This window comes from Pseudooceanicola sp. NS-SX9, from assembly GCF_057380705.1.
The window spans coordinates 2,906,824-2,926,491 of sequence record NZ_CM170818.1; the positions used below are offsets into that span (position 1 = coordinate 2,906,824).

Below are 19,668 nucleotides of genomic sequence, written 5' to 3' on the forward strand. Positions count from 1 at the left end.
TCTGCCTTACCACATGGTGCGCGCGGCGCGTTCGGCCCAGGTTTCATCATAGGGGCGGCCGCCCTCTTCGCCATTCGTCATGGCGGCCAGGATCTGGCCAACGCTGGGCAGATCCGCGCTTTCGTCGCCGCTGGTCCACAGCCCCGAACGCATCATCGCCCGGGCGCATTGGCTGTAGATCTCGTGGATCTTGATGACGATGACAGTGGCAGGCTGGCGGCCGTGCTTTTCGAACCCCGCCCTCAGCGCCGCATCGTCAGTGACCCTTGCCGCCCCGTTCACCCGCACCGCATTGTTCGAGCCCGGCACCATGAACATCAGCGCGATGCGCGGATCGCGCACGATGTTGCGCAGCGTGTCCAGCCGGTTGTTGCCACGCCAGTCGGGCAGCAGCAGCGTCTGCGCATCCAGCACCGTCACCACCGGCCCCTCGTCACCGCGCGGGCTGCCGTCGGCGCCCTCGGGACCCACGGTCGAGACCACGCAGAACCGGCTGGCCGCGATCCAGTCGCGATATTCCGGGGTCAGCCGGTCCGCCACCTTGCGGGTCGCGGCCGGACCGGGCGTGCCATAAAGCGCCTCGAGCGCCTCAATCGATGTGAGGTAGTTCATCGGCCGGGAATCCTTCTTCCACCATCAGAGCGTTCGAGCGCGTCTCGATCATCCGGCGCGAGGTCGCGCGGAATTCATTGCGGCTGAGACCCGGCGGGATCGGGTCCAGGAATTCGACCGTGGCAGTGCCGCGCTTGCGCAGGATGCCATGGCGCGGCCAGAACAGGCCGACGTTGCAGGCCGCCGGAATGCAGGTCTGGCCGGTCTGTTCATAGATCGCGGCCACCCCCACCTTGTAGGGTTCGTCGGCGCCGGGGGCGACGCGGGTGCCTTGCGGAAAGATCACCAGCTGGCCGGGCGTCTCGCGACCCTTCTGGACCGCCTGCATCATGGACTTGATCGCCTCGCCACGCTTGCCGCGCTTGACCGGCACGCAGCCAATGCGCAGCGCGTACCAGCCGAAGATCGGCATGTAGCGCAGTTCGTCCTTCATGATGAACTTGGCATGCGGCAGCGCCGAGATCAGGATGATGATGTCGAGAAAGCTTTGATGTTTCGAGGCCACGACGACATCGCTGTCGGGCACGGTGCCGCGGACCTCGGTCTTCAGGCCGCAGATCAGCGCCAGCGACCAGCGCACGTAACGCGCATAGCTGCGGGTGGCCGTATAGGCCCCACGACGCGAGACGATGGACCAGGGCAGGAACAGGATGCCCGCGACCGGCATCGCCAGGTACATCTGGATGATGAAGATGAGCGACAGGAACCATTGCAGGCTGGGCATGTCAGGCGAGTCTCCTAAGGATGCGGCGGGCGGCGGCGCGCGTCGCCCAGAAGGCCACCGCGGCAGCCAGGATGGGGATGAAGAAGGGCAGCAGCCACTGCCAGCCCTGCAGGCCAAGGCCGGTCAGGAAGGCGCCCTCGGCCTCGTTCGGCAACAGCCAGATCGCCACCAGTCCGGCCATCATGCCGATGCCCGCACCCGTCAGCGCCCGCAGGGTGAAGCGGCGCACGAAGGCGCGGGCAATGAAGTCGTCGCGCGCGCCCACCAGGCGCAGCACCTCGATCACGCGGGCATTGGCGGCCAGCGCCGAATGCGCGGCCAGCGTCAGGATCACCCCGGTGACACCGGCGATCAACAACAGCGACAGCGCGCCCAGCTGGCGCAGCCGGGTCGCGGCCTTGATCAGCGGGCGCCGCCAGCGGGTGTGGTCATCCAGCACCGCGCCGGGGACCTCTCCGGCCAGGCGCAGCCGCAGCCCTTCGGCATCAAAGCCCTTGCCCGCCTCGACCACCGCGATCAGCCGCGGCAGCGGCAGCTGGTCGATCGGCAGGTCCGGCCCCAGCCAGGGCGTCAGCAGCTTCTGTTCCTCGGCATCGTCCAGCACCCGCGCCGAGGCCACCCCCGGCGTCGTCGTCAGCACCCGCATCGCGGCCTCGGTCTGGGCCTGCATCTGCGCCGCCGGCGCGGAAATCCGCACGGTCGAACTGCGCGCCAGCGCGCCGCCCCATTCGGTGGCCATCCGCCCCGCCGCCAGCGACAGCGCCAGCGCGAAGACCGCCAGGAAGGCCATGGCGGCGGCCGCCCACAGCGTCAGCCCGGCGGTAAAGCCGGTGGGCGGCACCACCCGGTCCGCCTGCACGTCGCCGCGCATCAGCGTCAGGATGCCACGCAGCCCGTGGCCCAGGCCGGGCCTGCCGCCGGTGCCGGTCACAGGTCCGCCCCCGCATATTGCAGCTGGCCACCGGCGATGCGCAGCACCCGCGCCTGCACCCGCGATTTCGTCGCCCGGATCATCGCCAGGTCGTGGGTGGCGATCAGCACGGTCTTGCCCAGGCGGTTCAGTTCGACCAGCAGCGACAGCAGGCGCTGCGACATCTCCCAGTCGACATTGCCGGTGGGCTCGTCCGCCAGGATCACGTCGGGGCTCATGATCAGGGCGCGGGCCAGGGCGGCCCGCTGGCGCTCGCCGCCCGACAGCTCGGGCGGGTGCGCGCGCGAACGGGCGCCCAGACCCACCCAGGCCATCAGTTCCTTCAGGTTGCGCGTCTCGGAGGCCAGATCGCGCCCCGACACCATCAGCGGCAGGGCGATGTTTTCCACCAGCGTCATATGGTCCAGGAACTGTGCCTCCTGGTGGACCACGCCGATGCGCCGGCGCAGCCGCGCCAGGTCATCGCGGTCCATCGCCTCCAGCGGCTGGCCGAAGACGGTGACCGTGCCGCCGGTGGGCTGCAGGGCGCCATAGCACAGTTTCAGCAGCGTCGTCTTGCCCGCCCCCGAAGGCCCGGTCAGGAAATGGAACGAGCCCGGCAGCAATTGCAGCGAGATCCCGCGCAGAAGCGCCGCATCGCCGTAGCTGTAGCAAAGGCCGTCAAGCTCGATCACCGCCGGTGTCCCGTTCCCTTGGGCCCTTTCAGGGGCCTTTTCCGGCGCCTTTCTGCCCTTTTCCGCGTCCACGTGCAATCAGCCGCACCGCAGCACGCGCCCTCGTGAGCCGGGATGGGTCTTTTCGCTGTCGGCGGAAACCCATAGTCTGGGCAACGCAGCACGGGGGCCCGCCCCCGCCCGATCAGAATCCAGCCGAGGCTCTGCATGCGACTGACCTGTCCTTCCTGTGGTGCAACCTACGAAGTTCCCGACGGCGTGGTCCCCGAACAGGGGCGCGACGTGGAATGCTCGGCCTGCGGAATCAGCTGGTTCCAGCGCCCCGGCATGGCCGGCACGTTGCGCCTTGCCCCGCAGGACCGCAGCGACGACCCCGAGGATCCGCATCGCAACCCGGTCCCCTCCGGCGCGCTGCGCAGCCCCTCGGACCCGGCCGAGGCACCGCTGACCCTCTCGGCCCGGGCTGATGCCGAAGAGCTGCTCTCGGCGCAGCCGCCGCTGATTTCCTCGCGGCGGGCGCAGCTGCAGCGCCGCGAGATCGAGAAGGACGTGCTGGACATCCTGCGCGAGGAAGCCGCCTTCGAGGCCCAGGCCCGTGCCCGCGAGGGCCGTCCCGCCGAAGCCGCCCCCGCGCGCCCGGCCCCCGAACCCCTGCCCGACACCTCCTGGCTGAACCGGCTGCAGGACGAGGACGACCGCGCCGCCCAGGCCGAGGACCGCCCCCGCCTGACCCCCGATGCCGAGGAACGCTTGGCCGCGGCCCCGGCGGCATCGCCCGCCCTGGCCTCGGCGCCGCGACGGGTGGGGCTGGTTCTGGGGATGGCATTGCCGTTGCTGGTGGTGGTGGTGGTGCTGCTGGCCTATACCCGCGCCCCGGCGCTGGCCCGCGCGCTGCCCGGCGCCGCACCGGGCCTGACCGGCTATGTCACGGCCATCGACCAGGCGCGCAGCTGGGTGGGGGGGCAGTGGCATGCCCTGACCGGCACGCCCCGCTGACCGATGCGGCAGCGGTGTCCTTCGCGCGGCGGCATCCCGGGCCCTCCGACTGACGTTCCTGCAAAGCGCTTCCGTCCCTCTGCGGCCTCGCGGTTTGCCGCCGTCGAGGGGCCGCGCCCATCCCATGCGGATTGGTCGAACACCCTGACCGCCAAGCCGCATCCCGGCTGGCACGCCAAGCCCTTTGCGGCGACCACGCTCGACCGGGCGTGATCCCCGACGGGCTGCCAGAGCCAGAGCCAGAGCCAGAGCCAGAGCCAGAGCCAGAGCCAGAGCCAGAGCCAGAGCCAGAGCCAGAGCCAGAGCCAGAGCCAGAGCCAGAGCCAGAGCCAGAGCCAGAGCCAGAGCCAGAGCCAGAGCCAGAGCCAGAGCCAGAGCCAGAGCCAGAGCCAGAGCCAGAGCCAGAGCCAGAGCCAGAGCCAGAGCCAGAGCCAGAGCCAGAGCCAGAGCCAGAGAAAAGGCCATCCCTGCTACGGCCCGTCAATTCTTTTCCCCACAGAGAGGCAGGCTCGGCTCGCGAATCGGACCCTTTTCGCCGACACAGCGCAGCATCTGCCCGCCGCAAACGAGGCCCTGTCAGAACCGGTCGAGCAGACGGTTCAGGTAATCGCGTTCCTCTTCCGGGCGGGCATTCTCGGCCGAGCGGCGACGGATCTCGTCCATCAGCTGCTGCGCGCGCTGGTTGTTGTCGAGTTCTCCGTTCAGCATCTCGCGGTCATTGCCCATGGTGCCGTTGCTGCCCGAGCTGCGCCCCAGAGGATCGTTCTGCTTGTCGCCGCCCGGGCCCTGCGCCTGGCCTTGCTGGCCATTCAACTGGCGTTCGGCATCCGCCATCGCCTCGCCCAGGCTGCGCATCCCGTCCCGCAGGGCGTTCATCGCGGTGGCCTGATCGTCGATCGCCTCGGCCAGATCGCCCTTGCGCAGGGCGTCCTCGGCCTGGCCCATGGCCCGATCAGCCCGCTCCAGGCTGTCGCGGGCGGCGCGCCCGGCCTCGGTGCCGGCGCCCGGCAGGTTGCCCCGCTGGCGCTGCAGCTCCTGGCGCAGGGCCTGCTGACGCTGTGCCAGGCCTTCGGCATCCAGACCCTGCTGCCCCTGGCCTTGCCCGCCGCCGCTGCCCTCGGCCCCCTGCTGGTCCCCCTGAGGACCACCGGCACCGGGTTGGCCCTGCTGCTCGCCCGGGCGCTGCCCCGGCTGGCCACCGCCCTGACCGGGATTGAAGCGATCCTGCAGATTGCGGAAGGCATCGTCCGACAGGCCCTGCTGGTTGCGCAGGGTTTCCCCCAGACCGTCCATGGCCTGCTGGCCGGGGCTGGGTTGGCCCTGCCCGCCCTGGCCCTGGGTCACGCGCATGTTCTCCATCATCTTCTGCAGCTCGCGCAGGGCCTCCTGCGCCTCGCCCATCTTGCCCTCTTCCATCAGCTGCTGGATGCGATCCATCATCTTCTGAAGATCGTCCTGGTTCATCCGCATGGCATTCTGCATGTCCATCGGCGGCTGGTTCGGATCGCGCTCGGAGCGGCGGGCGGCCTGCTGCGACAGCTGGCGCATATAGTCCTGGGTGGCGTCGCGCAGCTCCTGCATCAGCTTGGCGATCTCCTGGTCCGAGGCCCCGTTGCGCATCGCCTCCTGCAGGCGCTCCTGGGCGCGCTCCATGCGGTCCTTCGCATTGTCCAGATCGCCGTCCTCAAGCTCGATCGCCATGTCCCAGAGGGATTTCGCGGTCTCGGCCACCTCGGCATCGGGCAGCGACACCTTCGTCGCGGCCAGCCGGTCGGCAATCGCGCCGATTTGCGCCTTCATCGCGGCCGAGCGGATCGCCCCGCCGTCCTGCCAGGTGATCGCGCGCAGCACCTCGGCCACGCGCCCGGCATTGGCGCGGTTCCACAGCAGGTCGCGGCGCATCTCGATCAGGCTGGCGGCCAGCGGATCGAAGAAGCGGCGCGCGACCAGCACGGTCTCGTAATCGGGGCTGACCCCCTGCTGACCGGCGCTGTCGGTGACCTGCAGCGACACCTTCACCGGCATGTTCGCCCATGGATTCTGAGAGAAATTCTCGATCAGAGTTTGCGTGAAATCGGCACGGCTGCCCGAGATCGGCATCGGCAGGGGCACGGTGATCGGCGGGCGCGGCTCGGGGTCGATGGTCAGGCCATAGCGGCGTTCGACCTTGGGCAGGTCCAGGGTGATCCGCGCCTGGCCGCTTTCGACACCGTAATCGTCCGAGGCATGGAACGGCAGCGACAACTGCCCCTCGACCGAGGCAACGGCGGGCCCGGTGGCCTGGACGCTGGGCTTGTCGTCGGGGATCAGCGCCACCTTCCAGACCCGCCCGCCGGGCCCGTCGATGGCAATCCGGCCATCGCGGTTCATGCTGAATTCCTGCGCATTTGCATCCGAGGGCGGCAGATCGCCCACCCGCCCCGAGACATCCTCGGCGACCTTCAGCTTGCCCTGCGGCCCGTACAGCCGCAGCGTCACCTTCGATCCCTTGGGCGCGGTCAGCGTGCCGGTGGTGATGTCGGGCAGGTACAGAACCGGCAGCCGGGTCTGCGGCGGCGGCGAGATCCACCCCTCCCAGCTGGGACCGGCGGCGGCCTCGGCGGCGCCTCCGGGGGTCATCTGGGAAATTGAGCCGATCCGCCAGAAAGAGCCGAACAGCAGCGCCGTCATCAGGCACAGAAGCGCCACGTAGCGCAGGCCGAAGGGATCGCGGGTGGTCAGCTTCAGGTCGGGCTGGACGGCCCGGGCACCCTCGGTCCGGCGGGCCATGCGCGCCAGATGCGCGGCCCACAGCGCCTGGGTGCCCGGATCGCCCGCCCCGGTCGCCATGGCATCGCCAAGCGCCTGCAGCGGGTTGCCCGGCAACGAGGCATCAAGGCGCCTGAGCGCCTCGGCCCGGCGGGGAAAGCGAAAGCGCAGCGCGCCGCGGATCAGGAACCAGACGATGGCCAGGAAGGCCCCTGCCCCGACGCTCCAGACCAGGATGATGTTGCTGCTGTCCTGGATCCCCAGCATCAACAGCGCCAGCACCGTGACGCACAGGGTCCAGAGCGGCCAGAACGCCCGCATGAAGCGTTCGGCCAGCATCCCGGCCCAGGTCAGGCGCAGCGGCCATTTCAGCCGCTGCAGGATGTCGTCAAAGGCGTTGTTCTCGGCCATGCTCCGTCCCGCAGGGGCGGCGCGGGGATCGCGCTACACCCAAGCGGGTATCGTATCGCGGTTAATGATTTCCTCAAAGGAGGGTCTTGCACGGATCACTTCGAACCGGTCGCCCTTGACCAGGACCTCGGGGATCAGGGGGCGGGTGTTGTATTCCGAGGCCATCACGGCGCCATAGGCCCCGGCCGAGCGGAAGGCCACCAGATCGCCCGCCACCAGCGGCGCGAGGGAGCGGTTCTTGGCGAAGGTATCGCCGGTCTCGCAGACCGGGCCGACGACGTCATAGGGCTGCTGCTCGATCCCCGGAAGGGCCTCTCTCACAGGCACAATATCGTGATGGGCGTCATACATGGCAGGCCGCACCAGGTCGTTCATCGCGCCGTCGAGGATCAGGAAATCGCGCCCCTCGCCGTGCTTGACGTAGATCACCTTGCTGACCATCAGACCGGCATTGCCGGCGATCAGACGGCCCGGCTCGATCTCGATCTCGACGTTCTTGGGGCCCAGGATCTCCTTGACCAGAGCGCCGTATTCCACCGGCAGCGGCGGCGCGGCATTTCCCCGCTCATAGGGAATACCAAGGCCGCCGCCCAGGTCGAGGCGGATGATGTCATGCCCGTCGGCGCGCAGCGAATCGGTCAGCTCGGCCACCTTGGTGAAGGCCAGGCGGTAGGGTTCCAGATCCGTCAGCTGCGATCCGATGTGCACGTCGATGCCCACGGCCTTCAGGCCCGGAAGCTGCGCGATGCGGGCATAGACCTCGCGGGCGCGGGCGATCGGGATGCCGAACTTGTTCTCGGACTTGCCGGTGGCGATCTTGGCGTGGGTCTTGGCATCCACGTCGGGGTTCACCCGCACGGTGACGGGGGCCACGACACCCAGCGACAGGGCGACCTCGTTCAGGGCCTCCATCTCGGGTTCGGATTCCAGGTTGAACTGGCGCACGCCATGGGTCAGCGCCAGGGTCATTTCCGCGCGCGTCTTGCCGACGCCGGAAAAGACGATGCGTTCGCCCGGCACGCCCGCGGCGATGGCCCGGCGGTATTCGCCGCCCGACACCACGTCCATGCCGGCGCCGAGGCCCGCCATGATCTTCAGGATCGCCTGGTTGGACGCGGCCTTCATCGCGTAGCAGATCAGGTGGTCCATGCCCGCCAGCGCCTCGTCGAACAGGCGGAAGTGGCGCGTCAGCGTGGCGTGGGAATAGACGTAGAAGGGCGTGCCGACCTGGGCTGCGATCTCGGCCACGGGCACGTCCTCGGCATAAAGTTCACCGTCACGGTAGAGGAAATGGTCCATGGCAGGCCTCCGGTCAGCGTTCACCGCCCCGAGTGGCGGCGCCACCGGATACACCGGCCCGCAGACGCTGGAAACCCTTCGCGGAACGGAAAACGGCCCCCGGAGGGGCCGCTGTCACAGGTTGCCTGCGGGGGGCGCGATCATAGCTCGTTGTCGTAGATCGTCGACTTGCTGTTTTCCAGCGCGCCCAGCGATCCCGCCCCCTGGTCCATGCCCCCCGTGCGCGAGGCCCAAGTGTTGTGCTCAGGCGGGGTCGGCGCCCCGTTGATGCCGCAGCCTGCCACCAGCAGGCACAGGCTCAGGACAGCCGCGCGCGCCATGCGGCCACCTGCTGCTTGACCTGCGCGGGCGCGGTGCCGCCGTAGGACACCCGGCTGGCGACCGAATTGTGCACGCCCAGCACCGAATAGATTTCCTGGGTGATGCGCGGCTCGACCGCCTGCATTTCGGCCAGGCTCAGCTCGGGCAGGTCACAGCCCTTGCCCTCGGCCACGGCAACCAGCGACCCGGTGACATGGTGCGCATCGCGGAAGGGCATCCCCAGCACCCGGACCAGCCAGTCGGCCAGATCGGTCGCGGTGCTGAAGCCCGCACCGGCGGCGGCTTCCAGCACGGGCACGTTGGCCTTCATGTCGCCCACCATGCCGGTCATCGCCGCCAGCGCCAGCATCAGGTTGTCGGCGGCATCGAAGACCTGTTCCTTGTCTTCCTGCATGTCCTTGGAATAGGCCAGCGGCAGCCCCTTCATCACCGTCATCAGCGCCACGTTGGCGCCGAAGATCCGGCCGATCTTGGCGCGGATCAGCTCGGCCGCGTCGGGGTTCTTCTTCTGCGGCATGATCGAGGACCCGGTGCTGAACCGGTCCGACAGCACGACAAAGCGGAACTGCGCCGAGGACCAGATCACCAGCTCTTCGGCGAAGCGCGACAGGTGCATCGCGCAGATCGAAGCCGCGGCCAGGAATTCCAGCGCGAAATCGCGGTCCGACACTGCATCGAGCGAGTTGGCGCAGGGCCGGTCAAAGCCCAGGGCCTCGGCGGTCATGTGGCGGTCGATCGGGAACGAGGTCCCCGCCAGCGCCGCGGCGCCCAGGGGGGATTCGTTCATCCGCACCCGGGCATCGGCAAAGCGCGACAGGTCGCGGCTGAACATCTCGACATAGGCCATCATGTGGTGGCCCCAGGTGACGGGCTGCGCGGTCTGCAGGTGGGTAAAGCCCGGCATGACCCAATCGGCCCCGGCCTCGGCCTGGTCCAGCAGCGCCCCGATCAGCGCCCCCAGGCCCCCGATGGCCGCATCCGCCTGGTCGCGGACCCACAGGCGAAAGTCGGTCGCCACCTGGTCATTGCGCGAGCGCCCGGTGTGCAGCCGGCCCGCAGGTGCGCCGATGACCTCCTTCAGGCGGGCCTCGACGTTCATGTGGATGTCTTCCAGCGCGGTCGAGAAGGCGAACTTGCCCTGCTCGATCTCTGACAAGATGGTGAGAAGCCCTTCCCGGATCGCGGCTGCATCACTATCACTGATGATGCCCTGCGCCGCCAGCATCGCGGCATGGGCACGCGAGCCCGCGATGTCCTGGGCTGCCAGTCGCTGGTCGAAACCGATCGAGGCGTTGATCGCCTCCATGATCGCATCGGGGCCTTCGGCAAAGCGGCCGCCCCACATCTTGTTCGCGTTCTTGTCGGTCATCGGGCCACCTGTCGGAGGGTACATGAGGAAAATTCGTTCCGCGCTCGTTTATACGGGGCTGGCGCTCGGTGCAATGATGCCGGGGCTTGCGGCACAGGCCGATCCGGCGCCGATCATCCGCCAGCACGCCACGGGGGCGCTGCGCAAGCTGACCGTGACCAGCCCCGCCCGCCCGCTGGTCGATGCGGAATGGGAAAACGGCACGGCCTCGGCCCGGCTAAAGGACTACCGCGGCAAATGGGTGCTACTGAACATCTGGGCCGTCTGGTGCGCCCCCTGCCGCGAAGAGATGCCGACCCTCTCGGCGCTGCAAAAGGACATGGGCGGCAAGGATTTCGCCGTGGTGACGCTGGCCTCGGGGCCGAATGCGCCGGCGGCGGTGACGAAGTTCCTCAAGGACGAGGGCGCGGCGAACCTGCCCGATTTCCGCGACCCGAAGGCGGTGCAGGCGCGCGACGCCTCGGTCTTCGGGATGCCGGTGTCGATCCTGGTGGACCCCGAGGGCCGCGAGGTCGCCCGGCTGATCGGCGGCACCGACTGGCACGCCCCCGAGGCCCGCGCGCTGATCGGCGCGCTCACCTCCGGGTCCTGAGCCCTGCCCGGGCCCTGCCCGGGCGCCAGCATCGTGTGCGCCGCAGGCGCGCCTTTGGATCACGCCGCCCGCAGCGCCGCGCAACGTGCGTGGCAGTGACAGCCCGTCAGGTGATCGTTGACCAGCCCGCAGGCCTCCATGAAGGCATAGACGATGGTCGGCCCGACAAAGCGGAACCCCGCCTTGCGCAGATCCTTCGACACCCGCTCCGACAGCGGCGTCGCGGGCGGTACCTCGGATTGCGTGGCATATTGCGGCTGCAGCGCCACGCCGTCGACATAGCGCCACAGGAACTGGTCGAACCCGCCCTGCTCTTCCAGCGCGATCCAGGCGCGGGCATTGCCGATGGTGGCCTCGATCTTGCCGCGGTGCCGGATGATGCCGGGATCCGCCAGCAGCCGCTGGACCTCGGCCTCGCCCCAGCCGGCGACAACATGGGGATCGAAGCCCGCGAAGGCCGCGCGGAAATTCTCGCGTTTTTTCAGGATGGTGATCCAGCTCAGCCCGGCCTGGAACCCATCCAGCACCAGCTTTTCCCACAGCGCCCGGCTGTCGCGCTCCGGCACGCCCCATTCGGTGTCGTGATAGTCCAGATAGATCGCATCGGGCCCCGCCCAGGTGCAGCGCGGCAGATCGGCCAAAGTCACCCTTAACTCCTTCTTGAACAAACCGCCCCATAACGGACCGGATCACAGAGGGCATGATCCGATGATGCATGGCAAGGCGAAATGGGCAGGCGCCCCCCAGGGCCTGGGCGATCCGCTGAGCGAGGCCACGGCCGCCCGCGACGCCGAGATCATGGCCCATGTCCGTGCCGCGGTCGAGGCGAACGAACTGGCCATGGCCTTCCAGCCGGTGGTGCGCGCCGGCCCCGGCGGCCGCATCGCCTATTACGAGGGGCTGGTGCGCCTCTTCGATCCCAGCGGCCGGATCATCCCCGCCGCCGATTTCATGGCCGAGGCCGAGATCAGCGAACTGGGCCGCAAGATCGACTGCATCGCCCTCGACATGGGGCTGCGCACGCTGCACGCCCAGCCGCATCTGCGGCTGGCGATCAACATGTCGGCCCGCTCGATCGGCTATCCGAAATGGAGCCGCATCCTGAAGCGGGCGCTGATGCGCGATCCGACGCTCGGCGACCGGCTGATCCTGGAGATCACCGAGCAGTCCGCCATGCTGGTGCCGGAACTGGTCATCAACTTCATGCGCGACCTGCAGCGGCAGGGAATCAGCTTTGCCCTGGACGACTTCGGTGCAGGATATACTTCGTTCCGATTCTTGCGGGATTTCTACTTTGACATCCTGAAAATCGACGGCGGCTTCATCGGCGGGATCGCCGATAACCCCGACAATCAGGTGCTGACACGGGCCATCCTGACGATTGCACAACAATTCGACATGTTCACAGTAGCGGAACGGGTCGAGGATTCCCGCGATGCAGAGTGGCTGACAGACGCTGGCGTACAGTATCTTCAGGGGTATTTCTTTGCCGCGCCCACGCTCTATCCGCCCTGGGCGAGCAAACCGGCCTGACGGCAACCTGCGGCATCGCGTCGCGACCGAACGCCGCTGCGATATGTGGGACTTTGGCCTTCATTGTCCTAGGGGAATGTGTACGTTAACCATCATGACAGGGGCGCGGCCTCCCCGCGCCCGAATTGGTGGAGGAATACCATGACCAATGTCGTTATCGTCTCGGCGGCGCGCACGCCCGTCGGGTCTTTTCTCGGCTCGTTTGCAACCGTTCCGGCCCATGACCTCGGCGCCGCCGTCCTGAGCGAGATCGTCGCCCGCGCCGGCATCGACAAATCCGAAGTCTCGGAAACCATTCTCGGTCAGGTGCTGACCGCCGGTCAGGGTCAGAACCCCGCCCGCCAGGCGCATATCAACGCCGGTCTCCCCATCGAATCCGCCGCCTGGAGCATCAACCAGGTCTGTGGCTCGGGCCTGCGCACCGTCGCGCTCGGCGCGCAGCACATCATGCTGGGCGATGCCGCCATCGTCGCCGCCGGTGGCCAGGAAAGCATGTCGCTGTCGCCCCATGCTGCGCATCTGCGCGCCGGTCACAAGATGGGCGACCTGAAATACATCGACACGATGATCAAGGACGGCCTGTGGGATGCCTTCAACGGCTACCACATGGGCCAGACCGCCGAAAACGTCGCCAACCAGTGGCAGATCAGCCGCGACATGCAGGACGAATTCGCCGTCGCCTCGCAGAACAAGGCCGAGGCCGCCCAGGCCGCCGGCAAGTTCGCAGACGAGATCATGGCCTTCACCATCAAGGGCCGCAAGGGCGACACCGTGGTCGATTCGGATGAATACATCCGCAAGGGCGCCACGCTGGAAGCCATGCACAAGCTGCGTCCCGCCTTCACCAAAGAGGGCTCGGTCACCGCGGGCAACGCATCGGGCATCAACGACGGCGCCGCCGCCGTGCTGCTGATGTCCGCCGACGAGGCCGAGAAGCGCGGCCTGGAGCCGCTGGCGCGCATCGCCTCCTACGCGACCGCGGGCCTGGATCCGTCGATCATGGGCACCGGCCCGATCCCGGCCTCGCGCAAGGCGCTGGCCAAGGCCGGCTGGAGCGTCGACGACCTGGACCTGATCGAGGCCAACGAGGCCTTCGCCGCCCAGGCCTGCGCCGTCAACAAGGACATGGGCTGGGATCCGGCCAAGGTGAACGTCAACGGCGGCGCGATCGCCATCGGCCACCCGATCGGCGCCTCGGGCTGCCGCATCCTGAACACCCTGCTGTTCGAGATGAAACGCTCGAGCGCCAAGAAGGGTCTGGCAACCCTGTGCATCGGTGGCGGCATGGGCGTCGCCATGTGCCTCGAACGTCCCTGATCCTTCCCCCGGCCCCGCGCCCCGGCGCGGCGGCCCCTTCCAGGACATAGCAGCCGTCATGGCCCGATCACCGGGCCATGGCACGAGACCTTGCGGCCATCGTGGAGCGTGACCGCAGGGCTGAAACGGATCTTTCAAAGGGGCCAGCCGGGGAACACGGACGGCCCGACATTAGACAGACGAGAGGACATTACATGGCGCGCATTGCACTGGTCACCGGCGGCACCCGCGGTATCGGCGCGGCAATCGGCAAGGCCCTGATGGACGCGGGCTACGCGGTTGCGGCAACCTACATGGGCAACGACGAGGCCGCGGCCAAGTTCACCGCCGAAACCGGCATCGCCACCTACAAGTGGGACGTCAGCGATTACGAGGCCTCGGCCGCAGGCGTGAAGAAAATCGAAGCCGAGATGGGCCCGATCGACGTCGTGGTGGCCAACGCCGGCATCACCCGCGACGCCCCCTTCCACAAGATGACCCCGCAGCAGTGGTCCGAGGTGATCAACACCAACCTGACCGGCGTCTTCAACACCGTGCACCCGATCTGGCCGGGGATGCGCGAACGCAAGTTCGGCCGCGTCATCGTGATCTCGTCGATCAACGGTCAGAAGGGCCAGTTCGGCCAGGCCAACTATGCCGCCACCAAGGCGGGCGACCTGGGGCTGATCAAGTCGCTGGCGCAGGAAGGCGCGCGCTACAACATCACCGCCAACGCGATCTGCCCCGGCTATATCGCGACCGAAATGGTGATGGCCGTCCCCGAAAAGGTGCGCGAGGCGATCATCGGCCAGATTCCCGCCGGCCGCCTGGGCGAGCCCGAGGAAATCGCCCGTTGCGTGGCCTTCCTGGCCTCGGATGATGCGGGCTTCATCAACGGCTCGACGATCAGCGCCAACGGCGCCCAGTTCTTCGTCTGACGCCACAGCGGTCGAAACGGGGCTGCCAGGACATGTCCTGGCAGCCATTTTCCTTGCCCGCAAACGAAAGGCGGCGCCCCCAGGGGGACGCCGCCACTTCCGCATGCCGGAGGGCCCTTCCGGCAGTGAATCCTGTCATGATCCGGGCTGCGAGCCCCGGATCACTGCGCGAAGGCCTCCGGAGAGATGCGCGAAATCTGCTCTTTCAGACGGAGTTTCTGTTTTTTCATGGCCGTCACTTCCAGATGCGACGTGCTGGGCGACCGCTGTGCCTGATCGACAGCGGCCGAGAGGGATGCGTGCTTCTTCTTCAGTTCTTCGAGGTGGGAACTAAGGCTCATCAGGTCGTCTCCTCTCTGAGGTTGTAGTCCGGTCAGTGCAGCATATTTTTACAAATCTGTCACGCTGCGCCTGCGAGACTGGCGGGAAAGGTCCTAACGGGATCTGAATTTCCGGCTGTTTCCTGCCGCAAGGTAAACGAAGCGGGCAAATTCACGTGTCAGCCCGTGAAGTTGAAGGCCTCTCCGCCGCGCAGGATCCGCATAGCGGTCTCGGAATAATCCTCGCGGTCGCCCTCGTGGCTGTCGCTGCGGTGCAGCACCAAACCCGCATGCAGACGAAAGGCCGCACGCCCCCCCTTTCGCCCGCGCAGCAGCACCAACTGCGATTCGCGCCCCCGGCGCGGCAGCAGCGGCATCAGCTCGACCGAGCCCAGCACCCCCTGAAAGGCCGCCAGCAGTTCGGGCAGGCGCTCGGTACGGTGGATAAAGGTGACATGGCCGCCCTGAACGCAGCGCCGGGCCGCGGTGGCGACCCAGGTCTCCAGCGGGGTTTCCTCGCCCAGGGCGGCCTCGCGGTCGGCATCGCGGGCCCGCGACGAGGCCGCGCGGTCGAAATAGGGAGGGTTGGCAATGACATGATCGAACCCGCGCTGGCGCAATGCGACAGGCATCTGCGCCAGGTCGCCCTCGTACACATCCATTTGCAGGCCGTTCTCGGCCGCATTGCGCCGCGCCAGCGCCGCATAGGCGGGCTGGCGTTCCAGCCCGGCGATCCGCAGCCCCGGCACCCGCCGCCCCGCACACAGCGCCGCCGTCCCGGCACCACAGCCCAGATCCAGCAGGCTTTGCCCCGCCCGCGCCGGCACCGAGGCCGCCAGCAGGACCGGATCCACCCCGGCCCGATAGCCCCGCCGCGGCTGGCGCAGCAGCAGCCGGCCATCCAGGAACCGGTCGCGGCTCAGCGCGTCCTCGCTCCAGAAGGGGGCGGTCTCAGTCTCGGGGGCGGGGTGGTTCATGGGGCAGGCCATTGTCGGAAAGTGCCGTAACGGCAGCATCATAGTCACGGTCCGCCACCATCAGCCGACGTGGGAAAATCCCGATGGACCCTTCCAGAACGCTCATATTTACGTCCATTTCAAAGCAGTCTATACCCTCGCCCTGAAGCAGTGCCCGGGCGAAGGCCAGCTCTGTCGGATCGTTGGTGCGCATCAACATCTTCATCCGGCGCAGATAAGGACAGACCGCCCGTTTTGTCGAGAACCATCGAGGGGAGACCGGTTTGGACCAGATCGCCACCAGGCCGCACGATGCGCTGGCCGCAGCGCTCAAGCCCGAGCTCGAAGCCGTCAACACGCTGATCCATGACAAGATGATCTCGCGTCATGCGCCGCGCATCCCCGAGGTGACGGCGCATCTGATCGACGCCGGCGGCAAGCGCCTGCGCCCGATGCTGAACATCGCGGCCGCCAAGCTGTGCGGCTACGAGGGCCCCTACCACATCCACCTGGCGGCCACCGTGGAATTCATCCACACCGCTACCCTGCTGCACGACGACGTGGTCGACGAAAGCCAGCAGCGCCGCGGCCGCCCGACGGCGAACCTGCTGTGGGACAACCAGAGCTCGGTGCTGGTGGGCGACTACCTGTTCTCGCGCGCCTTCGAGGTGATGATCGAGCCGGGCAACCTGCGCGTCCTGCAGATCCTGGCCTCGGCCTCGGCCACCATCGCCGAGGGCGAGGTGCTGCAGCTGACCGCCGCCCAGGACCTGAAGACCACCGAAGACACCTATCTGACGGTGATCCGCGGCAAGACTGCGGCGCTTTTCTCGGCCGCCACCGAATCCGGCGCCGTCCTGGCCGAGGCCCCCGACGCGCAGATCCGCGCCCTGCACACCTATGGCGACGCCCTCGGCATTGCCTTCCAGATGGCGGATGACCTGCTGGATTACATGGGCGACGCGGGCCAGACCGGCAAGAACGTCGGCGACGACTTCCGCGAGCGCAAGCTGACCCTGCCGGTGATCCGCGCCATCGCCGCCGCCGACGCCGAGGAACACGCCTTCTGGCACCGCACCATCGGCCGCGGCAAGCAGGAAGAGGGCGATCTGGACACTGCGCTGGCACTGCTGAACAAGCATGGCACCCTCGACAGCACCCGCGCCACGGCGCTGGAATGGTCGGCCAAAGCGCGCGAGGCCCTCACCGTCTTCCCCGACACCGAGCTGCGCCGCCTGCTGTCGGACCTGGCCGCCTATGTGGTCGCCCGGATCAACTGATCCTTTCATCTTTCCCCAAATACGGAAAACGCGCGCCCTCCGCAGGCGCGCGTTTTCATATCGGAAGCGGCGTGACCACCAGACCCGGCCGGGGCCCCGCCTGGCGCGCCCCTGCCGGGCCCGGACGGGGCGCGTCCGCGCTTATTCGTAGATGACGGAAAGCACTTCGTAGGACTTTTCGCCGCCCGGGGTTTTCACCTCGACGGAATCGCCCTCGTCCTTGCCGATCAGCGCGCGCGCCAGCGGCGACTTCACGTTCAGCAGGCCGGCCTCGATATTGGCTTCGTATTCGCCAACGATCTGCCAGACCTTCTCTTCTTCGGTGTCCTCGTCCACCAGCGTCACCTTGGCGCCGAACTTGATCGCGCCCGACATGCCCGAGGGGTCGATGACCTCGGCCAGGCCCAGCACGCCTTCCAGCTCCTTGATGCGGCCCTCGATGAAGCTCTGCTTCTCGCGGGCCGAATGGTATTCGGCATTCTCGGACAGGTCACCATGCTCGCGCGCTTCCGCGATCGCCCGGATGATTTCCGGACGTTCCACGGACTTGAGCTGCTTCAGCTCCGCCTCAAGCTTGGCGTATCCCGCGCGCGTCATCGGTATCTTTTCCATCACGGCCCTCCTAGGTACGCAGAAAGGGGCCGGTCGCGGCCCCTTCGCACAGAATTATCGTCTGGCTAACTGACCCAAAGCCCCCCTCCAATGCAAGCGCTTTGCGGAGAAAACAGGCGACAGGATCCGCCCGGGGCCTGCGCTGTGACGGCCCGCCCCCTGCCCCAGATAGGCAGCCCGGGCCGCGCCGCAAGGCCAGGTCGCGAATGACGGATATCCTGACGCTCTGCGCAATGCCGCGACGCAGAAGTTTGGCGACCACAAGAGTTGCAATTGGCCTTAACGTCGTTAAGAACTTGGCCAGCGAAACAATATTACCCCAGATACCCCCCAGCAATTCCAAGGGAGAGCCAACCGCATGTCCGAGATCCAGCGCGAAACCATGGCCTATGATGTCGTCATCGTCGGCGCCGGCCCTGCGGGCCTCTCTGCCGCGATCCGCCTCAAGCAGCTGGACCCGAACCTGGAGGTCGTGGTTCTGGAAAAGGGCTCGGAGGTGGGTGCGCATATCCTGTCGGGTGCGGTGCTGGATCCCTGCGGGCTGGACGCGCTGATTCCCGACTGGAAGGAAAAGGGCGCCCCCCTGAACACCCCCGTGACCGAGGACCACTTCTACGTCCTGGGCGCCGCCGGGGAATCGAAGATCCCCAACTGGCCGATGCCCAAGTTCATGTCGAACCACGGCAACTACATCGTCTCGATGGGCAATGTCTGCCGCTGGATGGCCGAACAGGCCGAGGCCCTGGGCGTCGAGATCTTCCCCGGCATGGCGTGTTCGGAACTGGTCTATGGCGAAAGCGGCACCGTGAAGGGCGTCGTCGCCGGTGAATTCGGCAAGAACGCCGATGGCACCCCCGGCCCCGGCTACGAACCCGGCATGGAGCTGCACGGCAAGTACGTCTTCATCGCCGAGGGCGTGCGCGGCAGCCTGGCCAAGCAGCTGATCTGGAAATACGACCTGTCCTCGGGGCACGAGCCGCAGAAATTCGGCCTGGGCATGAAGGAAATCTGGGAAATCGACCCCGCCAAGCACAAGCCCGGCTCGGTCACCCACACGATGGGCTGGCCGCTGGGCTCGAACGCGGGGGGCGGGTCGTTCATCTATCACCTCGAAAACAACCAGGTCTACGTGGGCTTCGTGGTGCACCTGAACTACAAGAACCCGCATCTTTATCCCTACATGGAATTCCAGCGCTTCAAGCACCATCCGATGGTCAAGGAACTGCTGGAGGGCGGCAAGCGCGTGGCCTATGGCGCCCGCGCGATCTCCGAAGGGGGCTTCCAGTCGATGCCCAAGATGGTGGTGCCGGGGGCGGCGCTGCTGGGCTGCTCGGTGGGCATGGTCAACGTGCCGCGCATCAAGGGCAACCACAACGCGATGCTGTCGGGCATCGCCGCAGCCGAAGCCGCGCACGAGGCGATCAAGGCCGGCCGCGAAAGCGACGAGCTGACCACCTACGAGGCCACCGTGCGCGAAGGCGCCATCGGCCAAGACCTGTGGAAGGTGCGCAACGTCAAGCCGCTGTGGTCGAAACTGGGCATGGCGGCCTCGATGGCGATCGGCGGCTTCGACATGTGGTGCAACCAGCTGGGCTTTTCCGTGCTGGGCACGATCGGCCATGGCAAGACCGATGCCGAGGCAACCGAACCCGCCGCCAAGCACAAGCCCATCGACTATCCCAAGCCCGATGGCGTGATCAGCTTTGACCGGCTGACCAACGTGTCCTTCGCGGCCACCAACCACGAGGAAAGCCAGCCCTGCCACCTGCGGCTGGCCGACCCCGAGATCCCGGTGAAGCAGAACCTGCCTATCTATGCCGGCCCCTCAGCCCGCTACTGCCCGGCGGGCGTCTACGAATTCGTCGGTGAAGGGGCGGATCTGCGCTTTCAGGTGAACTTCCAGAACTGCGTGCACTGCAAGACCTGCGACATCAAGGATCCGGCGCAGAACATCACCTGGACCACGCCCCAGGGCGGCGACGGCCCGAACTATCCCAACATGTGAGCGTTGGCGCTCCGGTCACGAGAACTTTTTCGCGACCGGAGCAATTCGCCT

General features: G+C 67.4%; 20 protein-coding genes. 7 read left to right on the forward strand and 13 right to left on the reverse strand.

The window, feature by feature from the left end; all coding sequences use genetic code 11:
• Positions 1-6: 6 nt before the first annotated feature.
• The 4 genes from AC2ITM_RS13755 to AC2ITM_RS13770 are packed head-to-tail and all read right to left on the reverse strand — an operon-like array spanning position 7 to position 2,941.
• Positions 7-612, reverse strand: a complete 606-nt coding sequence (locus tag AC2ITM_RS13755; RefSeq protein WP_486467201.1) for a pyridoxamine 5'-phosphate oxidase family protein — start codon at positions 610-612, stop codon at positions 7-9.
• Positions 590-1,336, reverse strand: a complete 747-nt coding sequence (locus AC2ITM_RS13760; RefSeq protein WP_486467202.1) for a lysophospholipid acyltransferase family protein — start codon at positions 1,334-1,336, stop codon at positions 590-592. The genes AC2ITM_RS13755 and AC2ITM_RS13760 overlap by 23 nt, the downstream gene beginning before the upstream one ends.
• A gap of 1 nt (position 1,337) precedes the next feature.
• Positions 1,338-2,207: a cell division protein FtsX gene (locus tag AC2ITM_RS13765; protein WP_486469435.1), complete on the reverse strand. Its 870-nt coding sequence runs from the start codon at positions 2,205-2,207 to the stop codon at positions 1,338-1,340.
• 56 nt (positions 2,208-2,263) lie between these two features.
• Positions 2,264-2,941 carry a cell division ATP-binding protein FtsE gene (locus AC2ITM_RS13770; RefSeq protein ID WP_486467203.1) on the reverse strand — a complete coding sequence of 226 codons (678 nt, stop codon included), beginning with the start codon at positions 2,939-2,941 and terminating at the stop codon, positions 2,264-2,266.
• A 207-nt stretch (positions 2,942-3,148) separates the two neighbouring features.
• On the opposite strand from AC2ITM_RS13770, the gene AC2ITM_RS13775 reads away from it, so the two are divergent.
• The gene (locus AC2ITM_RS13775; RefSeq protein WP_486467204.1) at positions 3,149-3,937 is read left to right on the forward strand and encodes a zinc-ribbon domain-containing protein; all 789 of its coding nucleotides are present in this window, start codon (positions 3,149-3,151) and stop codon (positions 3,935-3,937) included.
• A 576-nt stretch (positions 3,938-4,513) separates the two neighbouring features.
• On the opposite strand, the gene AC2ITM_RS13780 is transcribed toward AC2ITM_RS13775, so the two are convergent.
• From AC2ITM_RS13780 to argH, 4 genes are all read right to left on the reverse strand, one after another.
• A complete protein-coding gene (locus tag AC2ITM_RS13780; protein ID WP_486467205.1) occupies positions 4,514-7,096 on the reverse strand; it encodes a TIGR02302 family protein in 2,583 nt (860 codons plus the stop codon).
• A gap of 33 nt (positions 7,097-7,129) precedes the next feature.
• Complete coding sequence (gene lysA, locus AC2ITM_RS13785) at positions 7,130-8,395, reverse strand: diaminopimelate decarboxylase (protein ID WP_486467206.1); 1,266 nt, start codon at positions 8,393-8,395, stop codon at positions 7,130-7,132.
• A gap of 140 nt (positions 8,396-8,535) precedes the next feature.
• Positions 8,536-8,715 (reverse strand): hypothetical protein, encoded by a 180-nt coding sequence (locus AC2ITM_RS13790; RefSeq protein WP_486467207.1) that lies wholly within the window; start codon positions 8,713-8,715, stop codon positions 8,536-8,538.
• Entirely contained in the window at positions 8,694-10,085 is a 1,392-nt protein-coding gene (gene argH / locus AC2ITM_RS13795) for an argininosuccinate lyase (RefSeq protein WP_486467208.1), read from the reverse strand. The genes AC2ITM_RS13790 and argH overlap by 22 nt, the downstream gene beginning before the upstream one ends.
• Before the next feature lie 22 nt (positions 10,086-10,107).
• Here argH and AC2ITM_RS13800 point away from each other — a divergent pair, with 22 nt between their 5' ends.
• Complete coding sequence (locus AC2ITM_RS13800) at positions 10,108-10,677, forward strand: TlpA disulfide reductase family protein (RefSeq protein ID WP_486467209.1); 570 nt, start codon at positions 10,108-10,110, stop codon at positions 10,675-10,677.
• A 59-nt stretch (positions 10,678-10,736) separates the two neighbouring features.
• On the opposite strand, the gene AC2ITM_RS13805 is transcribed toward AC2ITM_RS13800, so the two are convergent.
• The gene (locus AC2ITM_RS13805; protein WP_486469436.1) at positions 10,737-11,309 is read right to left on the reverse strand and encodes a DNA-3-methyladenine glycosylase I; all 573 of its coding nucleotides are present in this window, start codon (positions 11,307-11,309) and stop codon (positions 10,737-10,739) included.
• A 79-nt stretch (positions 11,310-11,388) separates the two neighbouring features.
• Between AC2ITM_RS13805 and AC2ITM_RS13810 the strand changes: the two genes are divergently transcribed.
• The 3 genes from AC2ITM_RS13810 (at position 11,389) to phbB (ending at position 14,444) form a co-directional block, all read left to right on the forward strand.
• Positions 11,389-12,210 (forward strand): EAL domain-containing protein, encoded by an 822-nt coding sequence (locus tag AC2ITM_RS13810; protein ID WP_486469437.1) that lies wholly within the window; start codon positions 11,389-11,391, stop codon positions 12,208-12,210.
• 141 nt (positions 12,211-12,351) lie between these two features.
• Positions 12,352-13,527, forward strand: coding sequence for an acetyl-CoA C-acetyltransferase (locus AC2ITM_RS13815; RefSeq protein ID WP_486467210.1), 1,176 nt, complete (start codon positions 12,352-12,354; stop codon positions 13,525-13,527).
• 194 nt (positions 13,528-13,721) lie between these two features.
• The gene (phbB, locus tag AC2ITM_RS13820; RefSeq protein WP_486467211.1) at positions 13,722-14,444 is read left to right on the forward strand and encodes an acetoacetyl-CoA reductase; all 723 of its coding nucleotides are present in this window, start codon (positions 13,722-13,724) and stop codon (positions 14,442-14,444) included.
• A gap of 161 nt (positions 14,445-14,605) precedes the next feature.
• Here phbB and AC2ITM_RS13825 read toward each other — a convergent pair whose 3' ends face one another.
• From AC2ITM_RS13825 to AC2ITM_RS13835, 3 genes are all read right to left on the reverse strand, one after another.
• A complete protein-coding gene (locus AC2ITM_RS13825; RefSeq protein ID WP_486467212.1) occupies positions 14,606-14,785 on the reverse strand; it encodes a YdcH family protein in 180 nt (59 codons plus the stop codon).
• Between the two features lie 158 nt (positions 14,786-14,943).
• The gene (locus tag AC2ITM_RS13830) at positions 14,944-15,741 is read right to left on the reverse strand and encodes a tRNA1(Val) (adenine(37)-N6)-methyltransferase (RefSeq protein ID WP_486467213.1); all 798 of its coding nucleotides are present in this window, start codon (positions 15,739-15,741) and stop codon (positions 14,944-14,946) included.
• On the reverse strand, positions 15,716-15,946 hold the full coding sequence (locus AC2ITM_RS13835) for a putative signal transducing protein (protein WP_486469438.1): 231 nt from the start codon (positions 15,944-15,946) through the stop codon (positions 15,716-15,718). Before AC2ITM_RS13835 ends, AC2ITM_RS13830 begins: the two co-directional genes overlap by 26 nt.
• A gap of 58 nt (positions 15,947-16,004) precedes the next feature.
• Here AC2ITM_RS13835 and AC2ITM_RS13840 point away from each other — a divergent pair, with 58 nt between their 5' ends.
• Positions 16,005-17,000 carry a polyprenyl synthetase family protein gene (locus tag AC2ITM_RS13840; protein ID WP_486467214.1) on the forward strand — a complete coding sequence of 332 codons (996 nt, stop codon included), beginning with the start codon at positions 16,005-16,007 and terminating at the stop codon, positions 16,998-17,000.
• Between the two features lie 141 nt (positions 17,001-17,141).
• Here the strand turns inward: AC2ITM_RS13840 and greA are convergent, their stop codons facing one another.
• Positions 17,142-17,612: a transcription elongation factor GreA gene (greA, locus tag AC2ITM_RS13845; protein WP_486467215.1), complete on the reverse strand. Its 471-nt coding sequence runs from the start codon at positions 17,610-17,612 to the stop codon at positions 17,142-17,144.
• Positions 17,613-17,970: 358 nt separating this feature from the next.
• Between greA and AC2ITM_RS13850 the strand changes: the two genes are divergently transcribed.
• Positions 17,971-19,617, forward strand: coding sequence for an electron transfer flavoprotein-ubiquinone oxidoreductase (locus tag AC2ITM_RS13850; RefSeq protein WP_486467216.1), 1,647 nt, complete (start codon positions 17,971-17,973; stop codon positions 19,615-19,617).
• The last annotated feature ends 51 nt before the right edge of the window (positions 19,618-19,668 follow it).

Bases quoted from the DNA above. Each gene is read 5' to 3' on its own strand.
- AC2ITM_RS13825 (WP_486467212.1), bottom strand. From the start codon at position 14,785: ATGAGCCTTAGTTCCCACCTCGAAGAACTGAAGAAGAAGCACGCATCC.
- AC2ITM_RS13765 (WP_486469435.1), bottom strand. From the start codon at position 2,207: ATGCGCGGCGACGTGCAGGCGGACCGGGTGGTGCCGCCCACCGGCTTT.
- lysA (WP_486467206.1), bottom strand. From the start codon at position 8,395: ATGGACCATTTCCTCTACCGTGACGGTGAACTTTATGCCGAGGACGTG.
- AC2ITM_RS13755 (WP_486467201.1), bottom strand. From the start codon at position 612: ATGAACTACCTCACATCGATTGAGGCGCTCGAGGCGCTTTATGGCACG.
- AC2ITM_RS13830 (WP_486467213.1), bottom strand. From the start codon at position 15,741: ATGAACCACCCCGCCCCCGAGACTGAGACCGCCCCCTTCTGGAGCGAG.
- AC2ITM_RS13790 (WP_486467207.1), bottom strand. From the start codon at position 8,715: ATGGCGCGCGCGGCTGTCCTGAGCCTGTGCCTGCTGGTGGCAGGCTGC.
- AC2ITM_RS13810 (WP_486469437.1), top strand. From the start codon at position 11,389: ATGCATGGCAAGGCGAAATGGGCAGGCGCCCCCCAGGGCCTGGGCGAT.
- AC2ITM_RS13815 (WP_486467210.1), top strand. From the start codon at position 12,352: ATGACCAATGTCGTTATCGTCTCGGCGGCGCGCACGCCCGTCGGGTCT.
- AC2ITM_RS13835 (WP_486469438.1), bottom strand. From the start codon at position 15,946: ATGAAGATGTTGATGCGCACCAACGATCCGACAGAGCTGGCCTTCGCC.
- AC2ITM_RS13775 (WP_486467204.1), top strand. From the start codon at position 3,149: ATGCGACTGACCTGTCCTTCCTGTGGTGCAACCTACGAAGTTCCCGAC.
- AC2ITM_RS13850 (WP_486467216.1), top strand. From the start codon at position 17,971: ATGTCCGAGATCCAGCGCGAAACCATGGCCTATGATGTCGTCATCGTC.
- greA (WP_486467215.1), bottom strand. From the start codon at position 17,612: ATGGAAAAGATACCGATGACGCGCGCGGGATACGCCAAGCTTGAGGCG.
- phbB (WP_486467211.1), top strand. From the start codon at position 13,722: ATGGCGCGCATTGCACTGGTCACCGGCGGCACCCGCGGTATCGGCGCG.
- AC2ITM_RS13800 (WP_486467209.1), top strand. From the start codon at position 10,108: ATGAGGAAAATTCGTTCCGCGCTCGTTTATACGGGGCTGGCGCTCGGT.
- argH (WP_486467208.1), bottom strand. From the start codon at position 10,085: ATGACCGACAAGAACGCGAACAAGATGTGGGGCGGCCGCTTTGCCGAA.
- AC2ITM_RS13760 (WP_486467202.1), bottom strand. From the start codon at position 1,336: ATGCCCAGCCTGCAATGGTTCCTGTCGCTCATCTTCATCATCCAGATG.
- AC2ITM_RS13780 (WP_486467205.1), bottom strand. From the start codon at position 7,096: ATGGCCGAGAACAACGCCTTTGACGACATCCTGCAGCGGCTGAAATGG.